14 protein-coding genes and 1 tRNA gene are annotated in these 16,845 nt (G+C 60.5%); 9 read left to right on the top strand and 6 right to left on the bottom strand.

Going from position 1 to position 16,845, the window contains the following annotated elements:
* The first annotated feature begins 29 nt into the window (after window positions 1-29).
* The 4 genes from B9A19_RS06800 to B9A19_RS06785 all read left to right on the top strand — a co-directional run bounded on the left by B9A19_RS06800 (window position 30) and on the right by B9A19_RS06785 (window position 5,385).
* Window positions 30-2,246, top strand: coding sequence for a RelA/SpoT family protein (locus B9A19_RS06800; protein ID WP_084090025.1), 2,217 nt, complete (start codon window positions 30-32; stop codon window positions 2,244-2,246).
* A gap of 114 nt (window positions 2,247-2,360) precedes the next feature.
* On the top strand, window positions 2,361-4,241 hold the full coding sequence (locus tag B9A19_RS06795; protein ID WP_084090024.1) for a methyl-accepting chemotaxis protein: 1,881 nt from the start codon (window positions 2,361-2,363) through the stop codon (window positions 4,239-4,241).
* Between the two features lie 12 nt (window positions 4,242-4,253).
* Window positions 4,254-4,610, top strand: a complete 357-nt coding sequence (locus tag B9A19_RS06790; protein WP_139798696.1) for an Aq_678 family protein — start codon at window positions 4,254-4,256, stop codon at window positions 4,608-4,610.
* 127 nt (window positions 4,611-4,737) lie between these two features.
* Window positions 4,738-5,385 (top strand): formylglycine-generating enzyme family protein, encoded by a 648-nt coding sequence (locus B9A19_RS06785; RefSeq protein ID WP_176216821.1) that lies wholly within the window; start codon window positions 4,738-4,740, stop codon window positions 5,383-5,385.
* Window positions 5,386-5,446: 61 nt separating this feature from the next.
* Here the strand turns inward: B9A19_RS06785 and pyk are convergent, their stop codons facing one another.
* The 5 genes from pyk to apaG form a co-directional block, all read right to left on the bottom strand.
* A complete protein-coding gene (gene pyk, locus B9A19_RS06780) occupies window positions 5,447-6,883 on the bottom strand; it encodes a pyruvate kinase (protein ID WP_084090021.1) in 1,437 nt (478 codons plus the stop codon).
* Window positions 6,884-7,050: 167 nt separating this feature from the next.
* Window positions 7,051-7,125 (bottom strand) — tRNA-Arg (locus B9A19_RS06775).
* Between the two features lie 148 nt (window positions 7,126-7,273).
* Complete coding sequence (locus B9A19_RS06770; protein WP_084090020.1) at window positions 7,274-8,509, bottom strand: phytanoyl-CoA dioxygenase family protein; 1,236 nt, start codon at window positions 8,507-8,509, stop codon at window positions 7,274-7,276.
* A gap of 78 nt (window positions 8,510-8,587) precedes the next feature.
* The gene (locus B9A19_RS06765; RefSeq protein ID WP_084090019.1) at window positions 8,588-10,399 is read right to left on the bottom strand and encodes an ABCB family ABC transporter ATP-binding protein/permease; all 1,812 of its coding nucleotides are present in this window, start codon (window positions 10,397-10,399) and stop codon (window positions 8,588-8,590) included.
* Between the two features lie 65 nt (window positions 10,400-10,464).
* Window positions 10,465-10,848, bottom strand: a complete 384-nt coding sequence (gene apaG, locus B9A19_RS06760; protein ID WP_084090018.1) for a Co2+/Mg2+ efflux facilitator ApaG/CorD — start codon at window positions 10,846-10,848, stop codon at window positions 10,465-10,467.
* A 176-nt stretch (window positions 10,849-11,024) separates the two neighbouring features.
* Between apaG and flgA the strand changes: the two genes are divergently transcribed.
* The 5 genes from flgA (at window position 11,025) to B9A19_RS06735 (ending at window position 16,199) form a co-directional block, all read left to right on the top strand.
* Window positions 11,025-11,639 (top strand): flagellar basal body P-ring formation chaperone FlgA, encoded by a 615-nt coding sequence (gene flgA, locus B9A19_RS06755; RefSeq protein ID WP_245804295.1) that lies wholly within the window; start codon window positions 11,025-11,027, stop codon window positions 11,637-11,639.
* 54 nt (window positions 11,640-11,693) lie between these two features.
* Entirely contained in the window at window positions 11,694-12,887 is a 1,194-nt protein-coding gene (locus B9A19_RS06750; protein ID WP_084090016.1) for an AGE family epimerase/isomerase, read from the top strand.
* 120 nt (window positions 12,888-13,007) lie between these two features.
* Window positions 13,008-14,774 (top strand): sensor domain-containing diguanylate cyclase, encoded by a 1,767-nt coding sequence (locus B9A19_RS06745; RefSeq protein WP_084090015.1) that lies wholly within the window; start codon window positions 13,008-13,010, stop codon window positions 14,772-14,774.
* 100 nt (window positions 14,775-14,874) lie between these two features.
* Entirely contained in the window at window positions 14,875-15,723 is an 849-nt protein-coding gene (locus tag B9A19_RS06740; protein ID WP_084090014.1) for a CheR family methyltransferase, read from the top strand.
* Between the two features lie 8 nt (window positions 15,724-15,731).
* Window positions 15,732-16,199, top strand: a complete 468-nt coding sequence (locus tag B9A19_RS06735; protein WP_084090013.1) for a PaaI family thioesterase — start codon at window positions 15,732-15,734, stop codon at window positions 16,197-16,199.
* 4 nt (window positions 16,200-16,203) lie between these two features.
* On the opposite strand, the gene B9A19_RS06730 is transcribed toward B9A19_RS06735, so the two are convergent.
* Window positions 16,204-16,758 carry a DJ-1 family glyoxalase III gene (locus B9A19_RS06730; RefSeq protein ID WP_176216820.1) on the bottom strand — a complete coding sequence of 185 codons (555 nt, stop codon included), beginning with the start codon at window positions 16,756-16,758 and terminating at the stop codon, window positions 16,204-16,206.
* Window positions 16,759-16,845 lie beyond the last annotated feature (87 nt).

Genomic DNA, 16,845 nt, shown 5'->3' with positions numbered 1-16,845 from the left:
AAAATTCCTTCAATCCCTCAGGTTTGAATATGGTCGCAGTTACCCGCCCTCTCGCACTCTCCATCGCTGAAGCGGCCGACCCGACGCACTGGTTGGCACAACTGGCAGAACGCTACCCCCCGGCGCAGGTCGAGCGGCTGCGTACCGCGCTGGACTGGGCTGCCGATGTTTACGGTGACAAGACCCAGACCGATATCTGCGATCCACTGTTCACCCACGCGGTTGCGGCGGCCTCCATCGTCGCCGACCTGAATCTGGATGCCGACACCGTCATCGCCAGCTTGCTGTTTGCCATCCCGGATTTTGTGCCGGATGCGCACGCTGCAGTGGAATCCCGGTTGGGCAAGGAAGTGGCGCAACTGGTCGATGGCGTGGACAAGGTGCGCAAGATACGCGTGCTGGCCAATATCGGCGCACGTGATGTCACGGGCAAGCCGCAGGATGCCGCCGCGCAGGTTGAAGCCATCCGCAAGATGCTGCTGGCCATGGTCGAGGACATCCGCGCCGTACTGATCAAGCTGGCGTGGCGCACGCAAACCATGCATGCGCTGGGCGGTGCGCCGGCCGAGGTGCAAACCAGCATCGCGCGCGAAACGCTGGAGCTGTTTGCACCGCTGGCCAACCGCTTGGGCGTCTGGCAGATCAAGTGGGAGCTGGAAGACCTCGGTTTCCGCTACCTGCACCCGGATACCTACAAGAAAATCGCCAAGTTGCTGGACGAGCGTCGCATCGATCGCGAGCAGTTCATCAGCAATGTGCTGCAAACGCTGCACCGCGAACTGGAAACCGCCGGCATTTCGGGCGCCAACCTGATGGGGCGACCCAAACACATCTACAGCATCTGGCGCAAGATGCAGAAAAAGAAGCTCGACTTCTCCGAGCTGTACGACATCCGCGCCGTACGCGTGCTGGTGCCCGAGCTGAAGGATTGCTATACCGTGCTCGGCATCGTGCACAACCTGTGGCAGCCCATTCCCGGTGAGTTCGACGATTACATCGCCCACCCCAAGGGCAACAACTACCGCAGCCTGCACACGGCCGTGATCGGCCCGGACGACAAGGCGGTCGAGGTGCAGATCCGCACCTTCGAGATGCACGAACACGCCGAGCTGGGCGTGGCCGCGCACTGGCGCTACAAGGAAGGCGGCAAGGGTGACGCCAAATACGAAGAAAAAATCGCCTGGCTGCGCCAGCTGCTGGACTGGAAAAGCGACCTTGCCTCGGATGCCCAACTGGCAGATGCCTTCAAGGCAGAGCTGTTCGAGGACACCATCTATGCCCTCACCCCGGCCGGCCGCGTGATCGCCCTACCCAAGGGTTCGACCCCGGTGGACTTTGCCTATCACTTGCACACCGACTTGGGCCACCGTTGCCGTGGCGCCAAGGTCAACGGCCAGATCGTGCCGCTGCATACCGCGCTGGAGAACGGCCAGCGGGTGGAAATCATTGCCGCCAAGGAAGGCGGACCCAGCTTGGACTGGCTGCATCAGGGCTATGTGAAAAGCACCCGCGCACAGCAAAAGCTGCGTGCATGGATACGCCAGCAGAATCTGGATGTCGCCATCGAAAACGGCCGCGCCATCTACGACAAGGAAGCCGCGCGCAACGGCGCCACCCAGGCCAATCAGGATGCCGTGGCCCAGCGCCTGGGCTACAAGGGGCTGGATGAACTATTGGCCGGGCTGGGGCATGGCGAAGTCACACTGCGCGAGCTGGCCGATGCGCTGACCGCTGATGCAAAACCGGTGGTCGAAACCACCATCAACCCCGACGACGTCATCAAGCGTGCCCGTGCCAGCGGCCAGGGCGAAGGCATCTTGATCGAAGGAGTCGACAAGCTGATGACCCTGCTGGCCAAGTGTTGCAAGCCAGTACCGCCAGATGCGGTAGTCGGCTTTGTCACCAAGGGGCGCGGCATTTCCATCCACCGTACCGATTGCGCCACGCTCAAGCGGCTTGCTGTGGCATCGCCCGAACGCTTGATCAGTGCAGACTGGGGCAAACATGCGGGCAGCGTGTTCTCCACCGACCTGTTGATCGAGGCACATGACCGCCCGAGCCTGCTGCGCGACCTGAGCGACGTGATGTCGCGCGAGAAAATCAACGTGACCGGCGTCAATACGCTCTCGCGCGATACCCTGGCCAAAATGCGCTTTACGGTGGAAATTCGCAGCGCCGACGATTTGGCACGCATACGCTCACGGCTGACTGACGTGGTTGGCGTATTGAGCGTGAATCGCGCCTGAAACAAGTTGTAATTCAGTACCGAATGTCAAGTATGATAAACAGCGCTATGCAAATGTGTTAATTCCCCGCTAATTTGTATGCACCAACAAAAATAATTGCGTTTGGGGACTGCCATGCAATCACTGCGTACAAAGCTTATTGCTTTTATTGTCGTACTCACCTTCGGCGTAACCGCCTTGCTATCCGGCGCGGCGTATTTCCGCATGCGCGCCCAGGTCATTGATGGTCTGAATAGCGAAATCCGCGGCGTTGCCACCGGCTACAACGCCGCATTGCGCAATTGGATATTCGACAAACAGGAAGTCGTCGCAGCTGGCGCCAAGGCAATTGCCAGCGCCAGCGAACCTGCCGCCGCATTGCTGCAGGTGGAAAAAAGCGCCAAATTCGAAGTGGCCTATCTGGGCACAGCCGAAAAGACGATGATCCCCAGCCATCCGCTGGAATTACCTGCCGGTTATGACCCCACCAGCCGGCCGTGGTATCAGCAGGCCGCCAGCGCAGGCGAACCCATCCTGACGCCGCCTTATGTCGATGCAGCCTCCAAACGACTGATCGTGTCTTTTGCTGCACCGGTCAAGCTTGATGGTCAGCTCAAGGGCGTACTCGGCACCGACATTTATCTGGATCAGGTGGTCAAGGATGTATTGGGCATCAAGCTGACCGGCAACGGCTACGCTTTCCTCGCCAACAAGGAAGGCATCGTGCTCGCCCACGCCAAGCCGGACATGTCGATGAAGCCCACGACCGACCTGTCGCCCGATCTGGCCGCAGGCAAGCTCGGCGCCATGGCCGAATCGCACGCATTGCAGGAGATCGCCATCGATGGCGACATGAAGTACTTCTACCTGCAAAGCATTGAGGGCACACCGTTCTACCTTGCGCTGGTCATCGACAAGAGCGCGGTGCTGTCCTCGCTCAATACGCTGCTGATGATGTGTCTCGGTGCGCTGGTGGTGGTGCTGGTCATCATCATTCCGCTGGCCAGTACACTGGTGAACCAGTTGCTGAGTGGCCTGACGCGAGTGCGCAATGCCATGCAGGAAATCGCGCAGGGCCAGGGCGACCTCACCCGCAAGATCGACGTGGCCGGCAATGACGAAATTGCCCAGACCGCCGATGCCTTCAACCGCTTCGTGGCCCAACTGCGCAATATGTTCAGCGAGCTGCGCCAGGAAACCGGCCGCCTGACACAGGGGGTGGCCGAGATCAACAGCGTGCTGTCCGAGCTGTCGCGCGATTCGCAGCAGCTTTCCGATCTGTCGGCCTCCAATGCGGCCACCATCGAGCAAATTACCGTCAGTATCAGCCACATTGCTGAAAACGCGCACGATGCGAACGATCTGGTTGGCTCCACGGCCCAGCTGTCGGGCGAATCGGCCTCGACGGTGCGTGACGTGGCGCGCGAAGTCGGCAAATCGGCTGATGAGGTCGAAGAACTGTCCACCCTGCTGGGCCGACTGAGCCAGCGTTCGCAGGAAATCAGCGGCATCATCCAGGTGATCAAGGAAATCGCCGATCAGACCAATCTGCTGGCGCTGAATGCCGCCATTGAAGCGGCGCGCGCCGGTGAGCAAGGCCGTGGCTTTGCTGTGGTGGCCGATGAGGTGCGCAAGCTGGCCGAACGCACCGGCCAGGCCACGCTGCAAATCACCAGCATGATCGACGGCGTGCGCACCGAAACCGATGCCGCCGTCGGCAATATGCAGAAAACGCATGATGCGGTGCAAAGCGGCGTGGCACTCTCCGACACCGCTGCCGGCAAGATTGCCCATATCCGCGAGAACATGGACGCGGTGATCCAGAAAATGGGCGAAATTGCCCATGCCACGCGCGAGCAGCAAAATGCCACCACGGCCATGGCGCAAAGTGCCGAAAGCATCACCAACAAGATGCAGGCATCCGATCACGCCATGCAGCGCGCCACCGACACCGTGCATCAACTGAAGTCGATGGCTGACTTCCTCGAACAGATGTTCGGCCGTTTCCGTTTCTGACCCGGAGCAATGATGCGATTTTCCTTGGCCGTGTTGCTGTCCGCCTTGCTTGCCGGCTGTGTATCGTATGAATACGTGGCCCCATCCACCCCCGAAGGGGTGGCCTGCACCTCGGTGTGCAACAGGACGCGTGATCAGTGCACGGCACGGGAAAACCGCATCGCCCGCGAGGAGAAAGACCGCTGCGAGCGCAACGAACTGCTGCGGCAGAACCGCTGTCTGGTACTGGCCAAAAATGATGCAGACAAGGCCAACTGTCTGAAAGAAAAAAACAGCTGCTATACCTCGGCCAACACCTATCACTGCAGCAGTGAGTACGATCAGTGCTTCCAGGGCTGCGGCGGCCAGATCATCGAACACAAATCCTGAGATCCCCACGGCAAATAGGCCTCGGGGGCATCCCCGAGGCGCCCAGATGTCCGCAGTTCAAACCACCCCCGGCAGAACGCACCCCGACACCAGCTTGCCGAATACACTGCAAGCGGTAGCAGCAGAGATGGTCCGCATTGATGCGGGCCTGATCACCCTGATAGACGAAGGCAGTAGGCGGCAATGGGTCGAGCGTATTGATGCATTCCTGCTCGCGTGCCACCCGGTGACGCAACGGCTATACAACGCGATCATCGGCACACCTCCCGTTTCAGGCAGCAAACCGGCTGTAGAGCTTTCCTGGCTGGATGCCATCCGGTTCTGCAATACGCTGTCGCAACTGGCCGGGCTGCCTGTCTGCTATACCGTTGCCGCAGATGGCGCAGTGCATTGCAACTGGCAGGCCGACGGTTATCGTTTGCCCAGCGAGGCCGAGTGGGAATTTGCCTGCCGCGCCGGCTCGAACGAGGCACGCTACGGCGCATTGGACGAGATTGCCTGGCATGCCGGCAATTCGGCGCAGCGCTTGCATGATGTCGGGCAAAAGGCCACCAATGACTGGGGACTCTACGACATGCTGGGCAATGTGTGGGAATGGTGCTGGGATTTGTACGATCCCGCCATCTATGGCGAATATCGTGTTTTCCGCGGCGGCGGCTGGTCAGACGGGCCGGAGGCTTGCCGCGCTTCCTGCCGGCGCAAGAGCCACCCTAATTTCCGCATTGATGATCTGGGCTTCAGGCTGGCCAGGTCGCTGCCGGCCAACCAAGCCTGACAGCATGCGCACCAAACAAAAACGGCGCCGATGGGCGCCGTTTTTGCATGACCAGTCCGGATCAGCGCGGCTTGCGCTCGCCAACCTTGACGATCTTCATGCTGTTGGTGCCGCCACCCAGGCCGACGACATCACCAAAGGTGAACACCACCAGATCGCCATGTTGCACGATGCCACGGCGCACCATTTCCACCTCGGCGCGCACCAGCAGGTCTTCGCGGTTGGTGTTCTCGTGCGAGATCATTACCGGGTACACGTCACGGAACAGCGCCAGACGGTTGTAGGTCGATTCTTCCGGGGTCAGTGCGTAGATGGGCACGCCCGAAATGAAGCGGCTCATCCACAGTGCCGACGAACCCGATTGGGTCATCGCCGCGATCGCCTTCACATTCAGGTGGCTGGCAGCAAACAGCGCGGCCATCGAGATGCTCTGGTCAACACGGGTGAAGGCGCCCTGGCGCAGCACTTCGTCGTTGATCTTGCTGTCTTGCGACTTTTCCGCTTCCAGACAGATACGCGCCATGGCCGTCACGGTTTCCACCGGGAACTTGCCCGAGGCGGTTTCTGCCGACAGCATCACCGCATCGGTACCATCGAGCACCGCGTTGGCGACGTCGGAGACTTCCGCACGCGTCGGCACCGGGCTGCTGATCATCGATTCCATCATCTGCGTAGCGGTGATGGTCAGCTTGTTCTTCTGGCGCGCCAGCTTGATCATCTTTTTCTGCAAGCCCGGCACTGCCGCTTCGCCTACTTCAACCGCGAGGTCCCCACGCGCCACCATGATGCCGTCGGATGCATCGAGGATTTCTTCCAGGTTGCCGATGGCCTCGGTACGCTCGATCTTGGCAATCAGCAGCGCCTTGCTGCCCGCAGCGCGCAGCAGCGTTTTGGCCATGTACATGTCGGCGCCCGACTTCGGGAACGACACGGCGACATAATCGGCCTGCAGCTGTGCGGCCACCTTGATGTCTTCCATGTCCTTGGCAGTCAGCGCCGGCGCGGTCAGGCCACCGCCCTGGCGGTTGATGCCCTTGTTGTTGGACAGGAACCCGCCCACCTTCACCACGGTGTGGATTTCGCTGCCGACCACATCAGTCACTTCCAGCACGATGCGGCCATCGTCCAGCAGCAGGATGGTGCCCGATTCAACGTCGTTCGGCAGCTCCTTGTAATCAAGGCCGACACGCTCCTGGTTACCCATGGTGCAGTTGGCATCCAGGGTGAAATGGTCGCCATTGGCCAGCTCGATCTTGCCTTGTTCAAACTTGCCCACGCGGATCTTCGGGCCTTGCAGGTCAACCAGCACCGCCACGGCACGGCTGTGCTTGCGCGCGATTTCACGCACCAGCGCTGCACGATCCAGATGATCTTGCGCGGTACCGTGCGAAAAGTTCAGGCGAACCATGTTGACGCCGGCCGACAGCAGGCGCTCCAGCGTTTCCGAGTCATTTGAAGCAGGACCGAGCGTCGAGACGATCTTTGTGCTGCGTTGCATGGGAAAACTCCTGTTTGTAGATGCTTATGAATTTGTTCTGAGCGGCCCGACGCAGGCACGCAGAGCCGCGCCCGTCGGGTAGAGGGAAAGAGGGAAGTGCGCCAAAGGCAAGATGTAGCGTTGCGTATCGCTGGCCATGAACGGTCGTCATATAGGGCACAAGAGCCTGGCGCCCCCGACAGGAATCGAACCTGTAACTGCCCCTTAGGAGGGGGCCGTTATATCCATTTAACTACGGAGACCAAGCATTGGCCCGCATTCTAGCGGATTTCCCTTATGACCGCATATGGACTTGTCTTTACTTCACCTTAGTCCAGTCTTCATGCATGCAGAAGGAATGAAAACGCCACAGACCGGGGGCCGGCCTGTGGCGTGCAATTCACGAAACCCTCAAACCAGCAGTTCGCGGCGCGCAGCGCTGCCGTTCAGCCCTGTGGAATCGTAATAGACGGCTGCGCCGTCTGCAAAAGAATGAATGACCACCGATCTGCGCTCAAGCGATTGGTCAAGGCGCACCGAACCGGCGTGCAACAAGTTTTCATGCCAGATCAGCACGGTGCCCTTCTTGGGGCGATAAATGAATTTCTCATAACGATGGGTCATTGCCGCCCAGATCGAGCAGACCTTTTCGCCGAATTCCTGCCAGTTGCCCTTGACCTTGGCGCACCCGGTACCTTGCAGATATACGCGCGGTTCGCGATGGCTGCCCGGGTAAACAACCAGTTCGCCACTGTCGGCCACCACATCCTGCAAAGCAATCCATACCCCGCACATATAGCCTGCCGGGAAAGGCGTCAGGTGAATGAGGTCTTGATGTTCATCCTGCTGGCTGCCAAAGACATATGTCAGCGTCTGGCACGGGCGCGATTGCACGCCAAAGATCAGATCGGCATAGCGACGATGGCGTGCATCCAGCCACAGCTTGCGCATGTTCGGCCGGCTCAGGTGCAAATGCTCGATGCGCTGGCTCGAACCCAGCTTGTAACCCTGATAACCCTCGGCAATGGCAGCATCGATTTCCCCGTTGACCGAATCAACAAGCTTGTCATCGATCAAGCCTTCCACCATCAAAAAGCCCTTGTCGACGAAATGGGCCAAGTGCGCGGCTTCCTCAGCACTGATCTCGCCACGTTCCTGCAGTTTGCGGATATGGTCCTTGGCATCTGGGCGATCAAACCAAGCAACGTGTTTGCCATAGGGGTAGACAGTCGAATCGCAGGGGCCGACAAAAAACAACGGGGAGCCTGCAGCACGCATCAATGTTGCGGTTTCCTCCGCGAGCGAGCCCACGTTCTCCACCGTCAAGTCATGGGTAGCAACCGAAACCAGACCGCTGGCTTCACGCAGCATAAACACCAGCCGATTCACACCGTTGGGCAACAGAATGAAATGCACACCAACCGGGACGACTTCTCCCGCAGAGACATTACCCAACACAACTGCGGCAGATTCATCGCCCTCACGGTAAACACTGAGTTCGCCACCTTCACTGACAGCCTGATCCACCACGACTTCGATACGAACGATACCGCCAAAATCGGCGGGGTTACCTGCATGCCCGATACCAAGATGTTTTGCGGTACTGGTAACTGCTACTTCCATTTTCTTGCTGAGAATCGAGAACATGCTTCCTCTGCGAATTTACAAACCGGGATGATTGAATTCGATTCTGCCCGATATCCCTACAATTGAAAACCGCTAGCGTTAACCTGCGGAAAGCAATGGCAGGGGTTGGCTTTCGTCATCATGCTGCTGCAACGCCCACAGGCGGGCATACGCCCCATCGGCCTCGAGCAGGCTGCGATGGTCTCCGCGCTCAATCACCCGGCCGCCGTCCAGCACGACGATCTCATCAGCATCGGCAATGGTGGATAGCCGGTGCGCGATGATGAGCGTAGTGCGATTGGCCGAAATGGCTTTCAGCTCAGCCTGGATGGCTTTTTCGGTTTTTGAATCCAGCGCCGAGGTGGCTTCGTCGAAAATCAGTATGGGCGGGTTCTTGAGCACGGTGCGTGCAATCGCCACGCGCTGCTTCTCGCCGCCAGAGAGCTTGAGGCCGCGCTCACCCACCATGGTGTCGAAACCATCCGGCAGCTTCTGGATGAAGTCATAAATGTGCGCAGCCTTGGCGGCCTCGATAACCTCTTCACGGCTCGCGCCCGGCTTGCCGTAGGCGATGTTGTAGTAGATGGTGTCGTTGAACAGCACGGTATCCTGCGGCACGATGCCGATGTGCGCACGCAGGCTGGCCTGCGTCAGATCACGCAAGTCCTGTCCGTTGATGCTGACGCGCCCCTCCCACACGTCATAGAAGCGGTACAGCAAGCGCGACAAGGTAGATTTGCCCGCGCCGCTGGTGCCCACTACCGCAACGGTATGCCCCGCCGGCACGGCAAGGCTTACGCCATGCAAAATCTGGCGGTTGCGATCATAGCCAAAGTCAACCTGATCAAAATGCAGCGCAGCCTCGCTGGTGGCCAGCGCCTTGGCACCCGGGCTGTCCTGTACTTCGGTATTCTGACCCAGCAGCGTGAACATCTTTTCCATGTCGGCCAGCGAATGCTTGATTTCGCGATAGACAAAGCCGAGGAAGTTGAGCGGCGCATACAGCTGCAGCAAGAAGGCATTCACCAGCACCAGATCACCCAGGGTCATCCGGCCATTCGCAACCTCGCTGGAAGCCAACCACACCAGCGCCGTCACGCCCAGCGCGATGATGCCGGCCTGCCCGGCGTTGAGCAGCGACAGCGATACCTGGTTCTTGACTGCGGCATCTTCCCATTTGCGCAGGCTTTTTTCGTAGCGCTCGGCCTCCCAGCGCTCGTTGTTGAAGTATTTGACCGTCTCGAAATTGAGCAAGGCATCGATGGCGCGCGTGTTGGCCTTGGAATCCAGGTCGTTCATTTCACGCCGGAAGCGCATGCGCCATTCGGTAATGCCCAAGGTGAAGGCGATATAGATCACGATGGTGAAAAAGGTGATCGCCGCGAAATACCAGTCGTATTTCTTCAGCAGGATCACCGCCACCAGTACGATTTCCACCAAGGTAGGCAGGATGTTGAATAGCGTGAAATTGAGCAGGAAGGCAATGCCCTTGGTGCCCCGGTCAATGTCGCGGCTCATGCCGCCGGTCTGGCGCTCCAGATGAAAGCGCAAGCTGAGCGCATTCAGGTGGTCGAATACCTGCAGCGCAATGCGCGTGATGGCGCCCTGTGTCACCTTGGCAAACACGGCATCACGCAATTCACCGAATACCGATGAACAGAAGCGCAGGGCACCATAGGCCAGCACCAGCGCCAGCGGCACCACCAGGGCCGCCTTGCCGGTATCAAGATGGTCCACGATGTTTTTGAGCACCAGCGGCACAGCCACGTTGGCAAACTTGGCCAGCACCAGCAGGCTGAGCGCCAGCACGACGCGCTGCTTGTATTGCCACAAATAGGGCAGAAGCGCGCGTATGGTCTGCCAGTCATTGCGCGACGCGGGTTTGGCAGCAGGGGCTTGCGGTGGGGTCATACGGATCTCGGGGCGGGTGGGCAGAGCAAACAGATGGGGCCCGGGGCGGCAAATACCAGCCGGGCTCAGTGCAATACGCGCGGAATCGACAGCACGAACTCGGGGATATCCACCTCGAACTCATAGCCATCGACACCACGCATGCGATAGCTGCCGCGCATGGTGCCCACCGGGGTCTGCAAGGTGGCGCCACTCATGTATTCAAATGACTGGCCGGGCTCCAGCACCGGCTGTTCGCCGATCACGCCCATACCGCGCACCTCTTCCACCTTGTTGTCCATGTCGGTGATGATCCAGTGCCGCGACAGCAACTGGGCAGCGACTTCGCCCTGGTTGATGATGGTGATCTGGTAGGCAAACACATAGCGATCTTCGTCCTCGTCCGATTGCTCGGGCAGGAAAAACGACTCGGCAACAACCTTGATCACGTAGCGTGTGGATTGGGACATGGCGGGCGGGCTCGGGCATGCGGTGCACCGATTCTAGCCGATAGTCCGCACATGCCGTGCTGCAATTGAGTGCACGCTGGGTTTATCATGCGGCCATGCGCTCTCATTTTTGCCTTTCCGCTGCCGCACTGTGCGCGCTGCTGCTCTCCCCGCCCTCCTTCGCCGCAGCGCAGGACATGAAAGTGTTGCAACGCGCGGTGGCAGATTGGCTGGATGGCCAACTGGCCAACAGCCAAGGCTTGTCGAGCTACCAGATCGGGCAGATCGACAATCGGCTCAAGCTTGATGCCTGCAACGCATTCGATATTCAGCTGCCCAGTGGGGGCCGGCTGATCGGCAACACCATGCTGCGCGTGCGCTGTATCGATGGCGCGGCGTGGGGTATCAACATCCCGGTCAAGGTCGCGCTGCAAGCCACGTACTATGTGGCGGCCCGGCCCTTGTCTGCCGGCAAGGAAATCCAGCCGGGTGATCTGGTTGCCCAGCAGGGGGATTTATCAGTACTACCCGGCAGCGTGATTCTCGACCCGGCGCAAGCGGTGGGGCGTACGCTCAATTCCGCCGTTGCATCGGGCGGCGTGCTGCGTGCCGAAATGCTGCGTGCTGCCACGGTGATCCAGCAGAACCAGCGCGTGAAAGTGCTGTTCCGCGACGGCGATATCGAGGTCAGCAACGAAGGCACCGCGCTGCAATCGGCTGCCGAGGGCCAGATCGTGCGCGTGCGCGTGGGCAACAACCAGATCGTGCAGGGCATTGCGCGCGGCAACGGCACGGTAGAGATTACCCCTTAGTTTCAGCACGGCGCGGCAGCGTTATGCTGGGCTTCTGTCGAAACGGAGCCCGTCATGTCCGCTGCAAGCCCGCAATTCCAGAGCCGCGCCTTTCTGCTCGATCACATCCGCCACACGCTGTCCTTCTACGACCCGCGCGCGGTCGACCCGGCCGGTGGGTTTTTCCATTTCTACAAGGATGACGGGCGCATCTACGACAGCGTCACCCGCCATCTGGTCTCCAGCACGCGCTTTGTTTTCAACTACGCCATGGCCTATCGCCAGTTCGGCAAGCCGCAATATCTGGAGTGGGTACGCCATGGTCTGGCTTATCTGCGCAATGTGCACCGCAATCGGCAAACCGGCGGCTATGCCTGGCTGATCCGCGAAGGCAAGGTCATCGATGCCACCAACCATTGCTATGGCCTCGCCTTCGTGATGCTGGCCTACGCTTGCGGCGTAAAGGCCGGCATTGCCGAGGCCCGCGACTGGCTGGCCGAGACCTATGACTTGATGGAACAGCGCTTCTGGCTGCCCGAACATGGCGTCTATGCCAGCGAAGCCAGCGCCGACTGGGTGCTGACCGACTATCGCGGCCAGAACGACAATATGCATGGCTGCGAGGCCATGCTGGCAGCGTACGAGGCCACCGGCGAGGCACGCTACCTGCAGCGCGCCCAACTGCTGGCCAGCAACTTCACCCGTCGCCAGGCGGGCCTCACCGGCGGTCAGGTGTGGGAGCACTTCAAGCCCGACTGGCAGCCCGACCTTGAATACAACAAAGGCGACCGGACCAATATCTTCCGCCCCTGGGGCTTCCAGACCGGCCACCAGACCGAATGGGCCAAGCTGCTGCTCATTCTCGACCGGCATGCACCGGCAGACTGGCACCTGCCCACCGCACGCACGCTGTTCGACGCCGCCATGCAAGCCGGTTGGGATCACGAACACGGCGGGCTGATCTACGGCTACGACTTGGGCGGCGCACCCTACGATCAGGACAAATACTTCTGGGTGCAGGCCGAATCGTTTGCCGCCGCCGCGTTGCTGGCCGACGCCACCGGCGAGCAGCAATACTGGGACTGGTACAACCGCATCTGGGCCTATAGCTGGCAACATTTTGTCGATCATGACTACGGCGCCTGGTTCCGCATCCTGACCCCGGAGAATGCCAAGGTGGACGACGAAAAATCACCAGCCGGCAAGACCGACTACCACACCATGGGGGCTTGCTACGAGGCACTGAACGCGATTCGCGACCAGGCTTGAACGGGCGGCAGCCGCTGGACGGGCACAATGCACCACTCGCCTAGGCTCTGCCCGTCCGGTTTGGGCCTCCCGGGCATTAGCGCTTAGACTGTCCTCGGGAACACTCGTGGAGCCTGCCCGATGCGACTCGACTTGCGCACTGCCCTCGGCGCGGCTTTTGCCATTGTTGCGGCGTTGATTGTGCTGACCCTGTCCAGCGTGCTGGAGCGCCTGTCGGCGGAGATGGTGACTGCGGACATCGACCGCTCGCTCTATGCGCTGTCCGATCGCATGCATGACGAACTCACCAACGGCCTGGAAGCGCGCCTGCGCGATGTCAGCGTGATTGCTCAAATCAAGCAAATCCGCGATCCAGCCACGCCGGCCGAGGATAATCGCGCCATCCTGCAGCAGCTCAAGCAAAACTATGCGGAATACGCGTGGATAGGCATGGCCGATCCGCAAGGCAAAGTGCATTATGCTGCCGACCATTTGCTTGATGGTGCCGATGTCAGCGCCCGGCCATGGTTCAAGGCCGGGTTGAAAGGCCCCTTCATCGGCGATGTGCACGAGGCCAAGTTGCTGGCCAAACTGCTCCCGCCACCAGCGTCGGGAGAGCCGCTGCGTTTTCTGGATGTCTCCTATCCCATCTACGACCTGCAGGGCAAGCTGTCCGGCGTCATCGGTGCCCACTTGTCCTTTGAATGGGCGCGCTCGGTCGAACAAAAGATTTTCGGGCCCATGAGTCAGCACGGCGTGCAGGCCTTCATGCTTGCTGCCAACGGCAAGGTCATCCTGGCCCCCAACGGACTGGAAGGCGTGGCGCTGCCGGAGCTCAAGGGCCCGATACACAGCAGCGTGTTGCGCTGGCCTGACGGCAAGGAATACCTCACCAGCTTGCTGCAAACCCGGAGCGATGGCCCCGCCCAGCTGGGCTGGCAGATTCTGGTGCGGCAACCAGCGGATCGTGCCTTCGAGTCGGTGCGCAATCTGCGCACCAGCATCCTGTGGGTGGGGCTGGCCTGCACACTGCTGTTTGCCGTGATCGGCGCCGTGCTGGCCGGCGTAATTGCCCACCCGCTGCGCAAGCTCAGCCGCAGTGCAGACCGGCTGCGCGCCGGCGAGCACAACGCAGCCATCCCCGCCGGCGCCATTTACCGCGAGGCCAACCAGCTCAGCCTGTCGCTCAAGCAACTGGTTGATTCCCTGTCGCTGAAAACGCTGCAACTGGCCGAACTCAACAACACGCTGGAAGCACAAGTTGTCGAGCGCACTGCCTCGCTGGATGCCAGCAACGAACACCTGCTGACTACGTTGCGCGAACGTAGCGAACTGGTACAGCAACTGGAAAAACTCGCCAATACCGATGCACTCACCGGGGCGCTGAACCGCCGCGCCTTTTACGAACGCGCCGACCACGAGCTGCGCCGGGCTGCCCGCGGCGCAGCCCCGCTCTGCGTGATCGCCATCGACATCGATTTCTTCAAACGCATCAACGATCAGGAAGGGCATGACATCGGTGACGAGGTATTGCGCCGCATGGCCAGCACCTGCCAGCAAACGCTGCGCGATGTAGACCTGTTTGCACGTTTTGGCGGCGAGGAATTCATAGCCCTGCTGCCGGATACCGCCATCGATGGCGCGCTTGTCGTGGCAGAGCGGCTGCGGGAAGCCGTTGCCGACATTCGCGTGGTGTTACCCGCTCACGTACTGCAACTGACCGCCAGTTTTGGCGTGGCAGAACTGGGCAATGGTGAAGCGCTCGCCGCCATGCTGTCGCGCGCCGACAAGGCCTTGTATGAAGCCAAGCATGGCGGCCGCAACCGCGTCTGCACCCCACCGCCCTTGTCCTCGCAGTTGCCACAGGCTGGAGAAAACAGCTCGGCCACCGCGCCCACAAAAGACTAGAATCTGCTGATCAAGCCCGCCCGTGGCGAAAGCTGCTACGTAAAGCACGGTGGGCCGCTATGCTGAACGAGAGAGGCACCGCTTGCCCGGAATACCAAACATGCTCACACCGCCAACCCGCGAATTCGATTTCAACCAGCAGGATTTCGAGAAAATCCGCAAGCTGATCTACGACTACGCCGGCATCGCGCTCTCGCCTGCCAAACACGACATGGTGTACGGTCGTCTGGCGAAACGGCTGCGGGCGCTCAACCTCAAGACTTTCGGTGATTACCTCAAGGTGCTGGAGCGAGGCGACCATCGGGAAATGGAGTTGTTTACCAACTCGCTTACCACCAACCTGACCTCCTTTTTCCGCGAAGCGCACCACTTCGAGATTCTGGGCGATTATCTGAAGGCCAATCGCCAGGCCGGCACGCTCAACCTTTGGTGCTCAGCCTCCAGCACCGGCGAAGAGCCCTACTCGCTGGCGATTACCGCCTGCGAAGCATTCGATTCCTTGCGCCCGCCGGTCAAGATCATTGCAACCGACCTCGACACCAATGTGCTGGAAGTCGCCAAGGCCGGCATCTATGCCGCCGAAGAGGTCGACAAGCTGGGCGCAACCCGCGTGAAGCGCTTCTTCACCAAGCACCCCACCGGCAAATACCAGCTCGTTCAGGAACTGCGCGACATGATCGTGTTCCGCAAGCTCAACCTCATCGCGCCAGACTGGATGATACGCGGCCCCTTCGATGCGATTTTTTGTCGCAACGTGATGATTTATTTCGACAAACCGACGCAGCTCAAGATCCTGCAGCGCTTTGCGCCGTTGCTCAAACCCGAGGGACTGCTCTATGTCGGCCACTCGGAGAACCTCTATCACGCGGCCGACCTGTTCAAGCTGCGTGGCAAAACAGTTTACGAGCTGGCCCGCCCCGGCCTGTCCACCCCTGCCGTACTGCGCTGAGCCGCACGATGAATGTATTGCAGGAAAGCCTGGGCAAGCTGAGTGGCCTTGCACAGTTGCAGGCCCTGATCGCCACCGGGCGGCGCCCACCGATTGCCGACACGCTGGATTTCAATCTGGTGGAAATCGACACCGGCCGGGCGGTCTTTGCCGCCACACCGGGGCCGCATGCCTACAACCCGCTGGGCACCATACATGGCGGCTACGCGGCCACCCTGCTCGACTCGGCCTGCGGCTGTGCCGTGCATTCCACCTTGAGTGCCGTGCAGGGCTATACCTCGCTGGAACTCAAGGTGGCGTATCACAAGGCGATGACGGCTGAAACCGGCCCGATCCGCGCCGAGGCCAAGGTCATTACCGTTGGCAAGCGCGTGGCGTTTACCGAAGGGCGCATTGTCGACGCCGCCGGCACCGTCTACGCATCAGCCACCTCGACCTTGCTGGTGTTTGATCTGCCGCCCGCCAAGGCCGCCTGAGCGATTACAGAAAGAGCATGGCGCGGCCTACCGCCAGCGCCTTGTCGTGCCCTACCAGAAGGCGCGCCAGCTCGATACCGAACAGCCCCGCCGTTGCCGGCCCGCGTGACGTGGTGACGATGTCATCGGTCACCACCTGATAGTTGCTGACCTTGGCACCATGCTCGGCCAGTACCTGCTCCAGCCCCGGAAAGCACGTCGCCTCTCGCCCCTGCAACACCCCCGCCTTGGCCAGCACCGTCGGTGCTGCGCAAATTGCCGCCACGCGCCGGCCAGCCGCCGCCTGCGCACGCAGCCGTTCATGCAAGGGGAGGCAGTCCCCCAGTGCCTGGGTGCCCGGCCCACCACCCGGCAACACGATCGCATCAGCCTGCAGCTCGGCCACTGCAGCAAAGCCAGCATCGGCCTGCACCACGATATCGTGTGCGCCACGCACGGCCAGTTGCTCATCCAGCGCCACCAAGGTGGTCTCGATGCCGGCCCGGCGCAACACGTCGACGATGGTAATCAGCTCGACCTCTTCAAAGCCGGGGGCGATGTAAACATGGACGGTGGGCATGGCGTTCTCCTGGGCAAAAACTGAGCGGATAGCGGGCATGAAAAACCCGCCGTTGCGCGGCGGGTTTCAGTGTAGCAGCCGTAAACG

The sequence above is a fragment of the Andreprevotia lacus DSM 23236 genome (assembly GCF_900176275.1).
In the GTDB taxonomy this organism is placed as follows: Bacteria; Pseudomonadota; Gammaproteobacteria; order Burkholderiales; family Chitinibacteraceae; genus Andreprevotia; species Andreprevotia lacus.
The sequence above is the reverse complement of the archived record's forward strand: the minus strand, read 5'-3'. Positions and strand labels throughout refer to the sequence as shown.

Coding starts and splice junctions, on each gene's coding strand:
- B9A19_RS06800 (WP_084090025.1), top strand. CDS start 30: ATGGTCGCAGTTACCCGCCCTCTCGCACTCTCCATCGCTGAAGCGGCC.
- B9A19_RS06795 (WP_084090024.1), top strand. CDS start 2,361: ATGCAATCACTGCGTACAAAGCTTATTGCTTTTATTGTCGTACTCACC.
- B9A19_RS06790 (WP_139798696.1), top strand. CDS start 4,254: ATGCGATTTTCCTTGGCCGTGTTGCTGTCCGCCTTGCTTGCCGGCTGT.
- B9A19_RS06785 (WP_176216821.1), top strand. CDS start 4,738: ATGGTCCGCATTGATGCGGGCCTGATCACCCTGATAGACGAAGGCAGT.
- pyk (WP_084090021.1), bottom strand. CDS start 6,883: ATGCAACGCAGCACAAAGATCGTCTCGACGCTCGGTCCTGCTTCAAAT.
- B9A19_RS06770 (WP_084090020.1), bottom strand. CDS start 8,509: ATGTTCTCGATTCTCAGCAAGAAAATGGAAGTAGCAGTTACCAGTACC.
- B9A19_RS06765 (WP_084090019.1), bottom strand. CDS start 10,399: ATGACCCCACCGCAAGCCCCTGCTGCCAAACCCGCGTCGCGCAATGAC.
- apaG (WP_084090018.1), bottom strand. CDS start 10,848: ATGTCCCAATCCACACGCTACGTGATCAAGGTTGTTGCCGAGTCGTTT.
- flgA (WP_245804295.1), top strand. CDS start 11,025: ATGAAAGTGTTGCAACGCGCGGTGGCAGATTGGCTGGATGGCCAACTG.
- B9A19_RS06750 (WP_084090016.1), top strand. CDS start 11,694: ATGTCCGCTGCAAGCCCGCAATTCCAGAGCCGCGCCTTTCTGCTCGAT.
- B9A19_RS06745 (WP_084090015.1), top strand. CDS start 13,008: ATGCGACTCGACTTGCGCACTGCCCTCGGCGCGGCTTTTGCCATTGTT.
- B9A19_RS06740 (WP_084090014.1), top strand. CDS start 14,875: ATGCTCACACCGCCAACCCGCGAATTCGATTTCAACCAGCAGGATTTC.
- B9A19_RS06735 (WP_084090013.1), top strand. CDS start 15,732: ATGAATGTATTGCAGGAAAGCCTGGGCAAGCTGAGTGGCCTTGCACAG.
- B9A19_RS06730 (WP_176216820.1), bottom strand. CDS start 16,758: ATGCCCACCGTCCATGTTTACATCGCCCCCGGCTTTGAAGAGGTCGAG.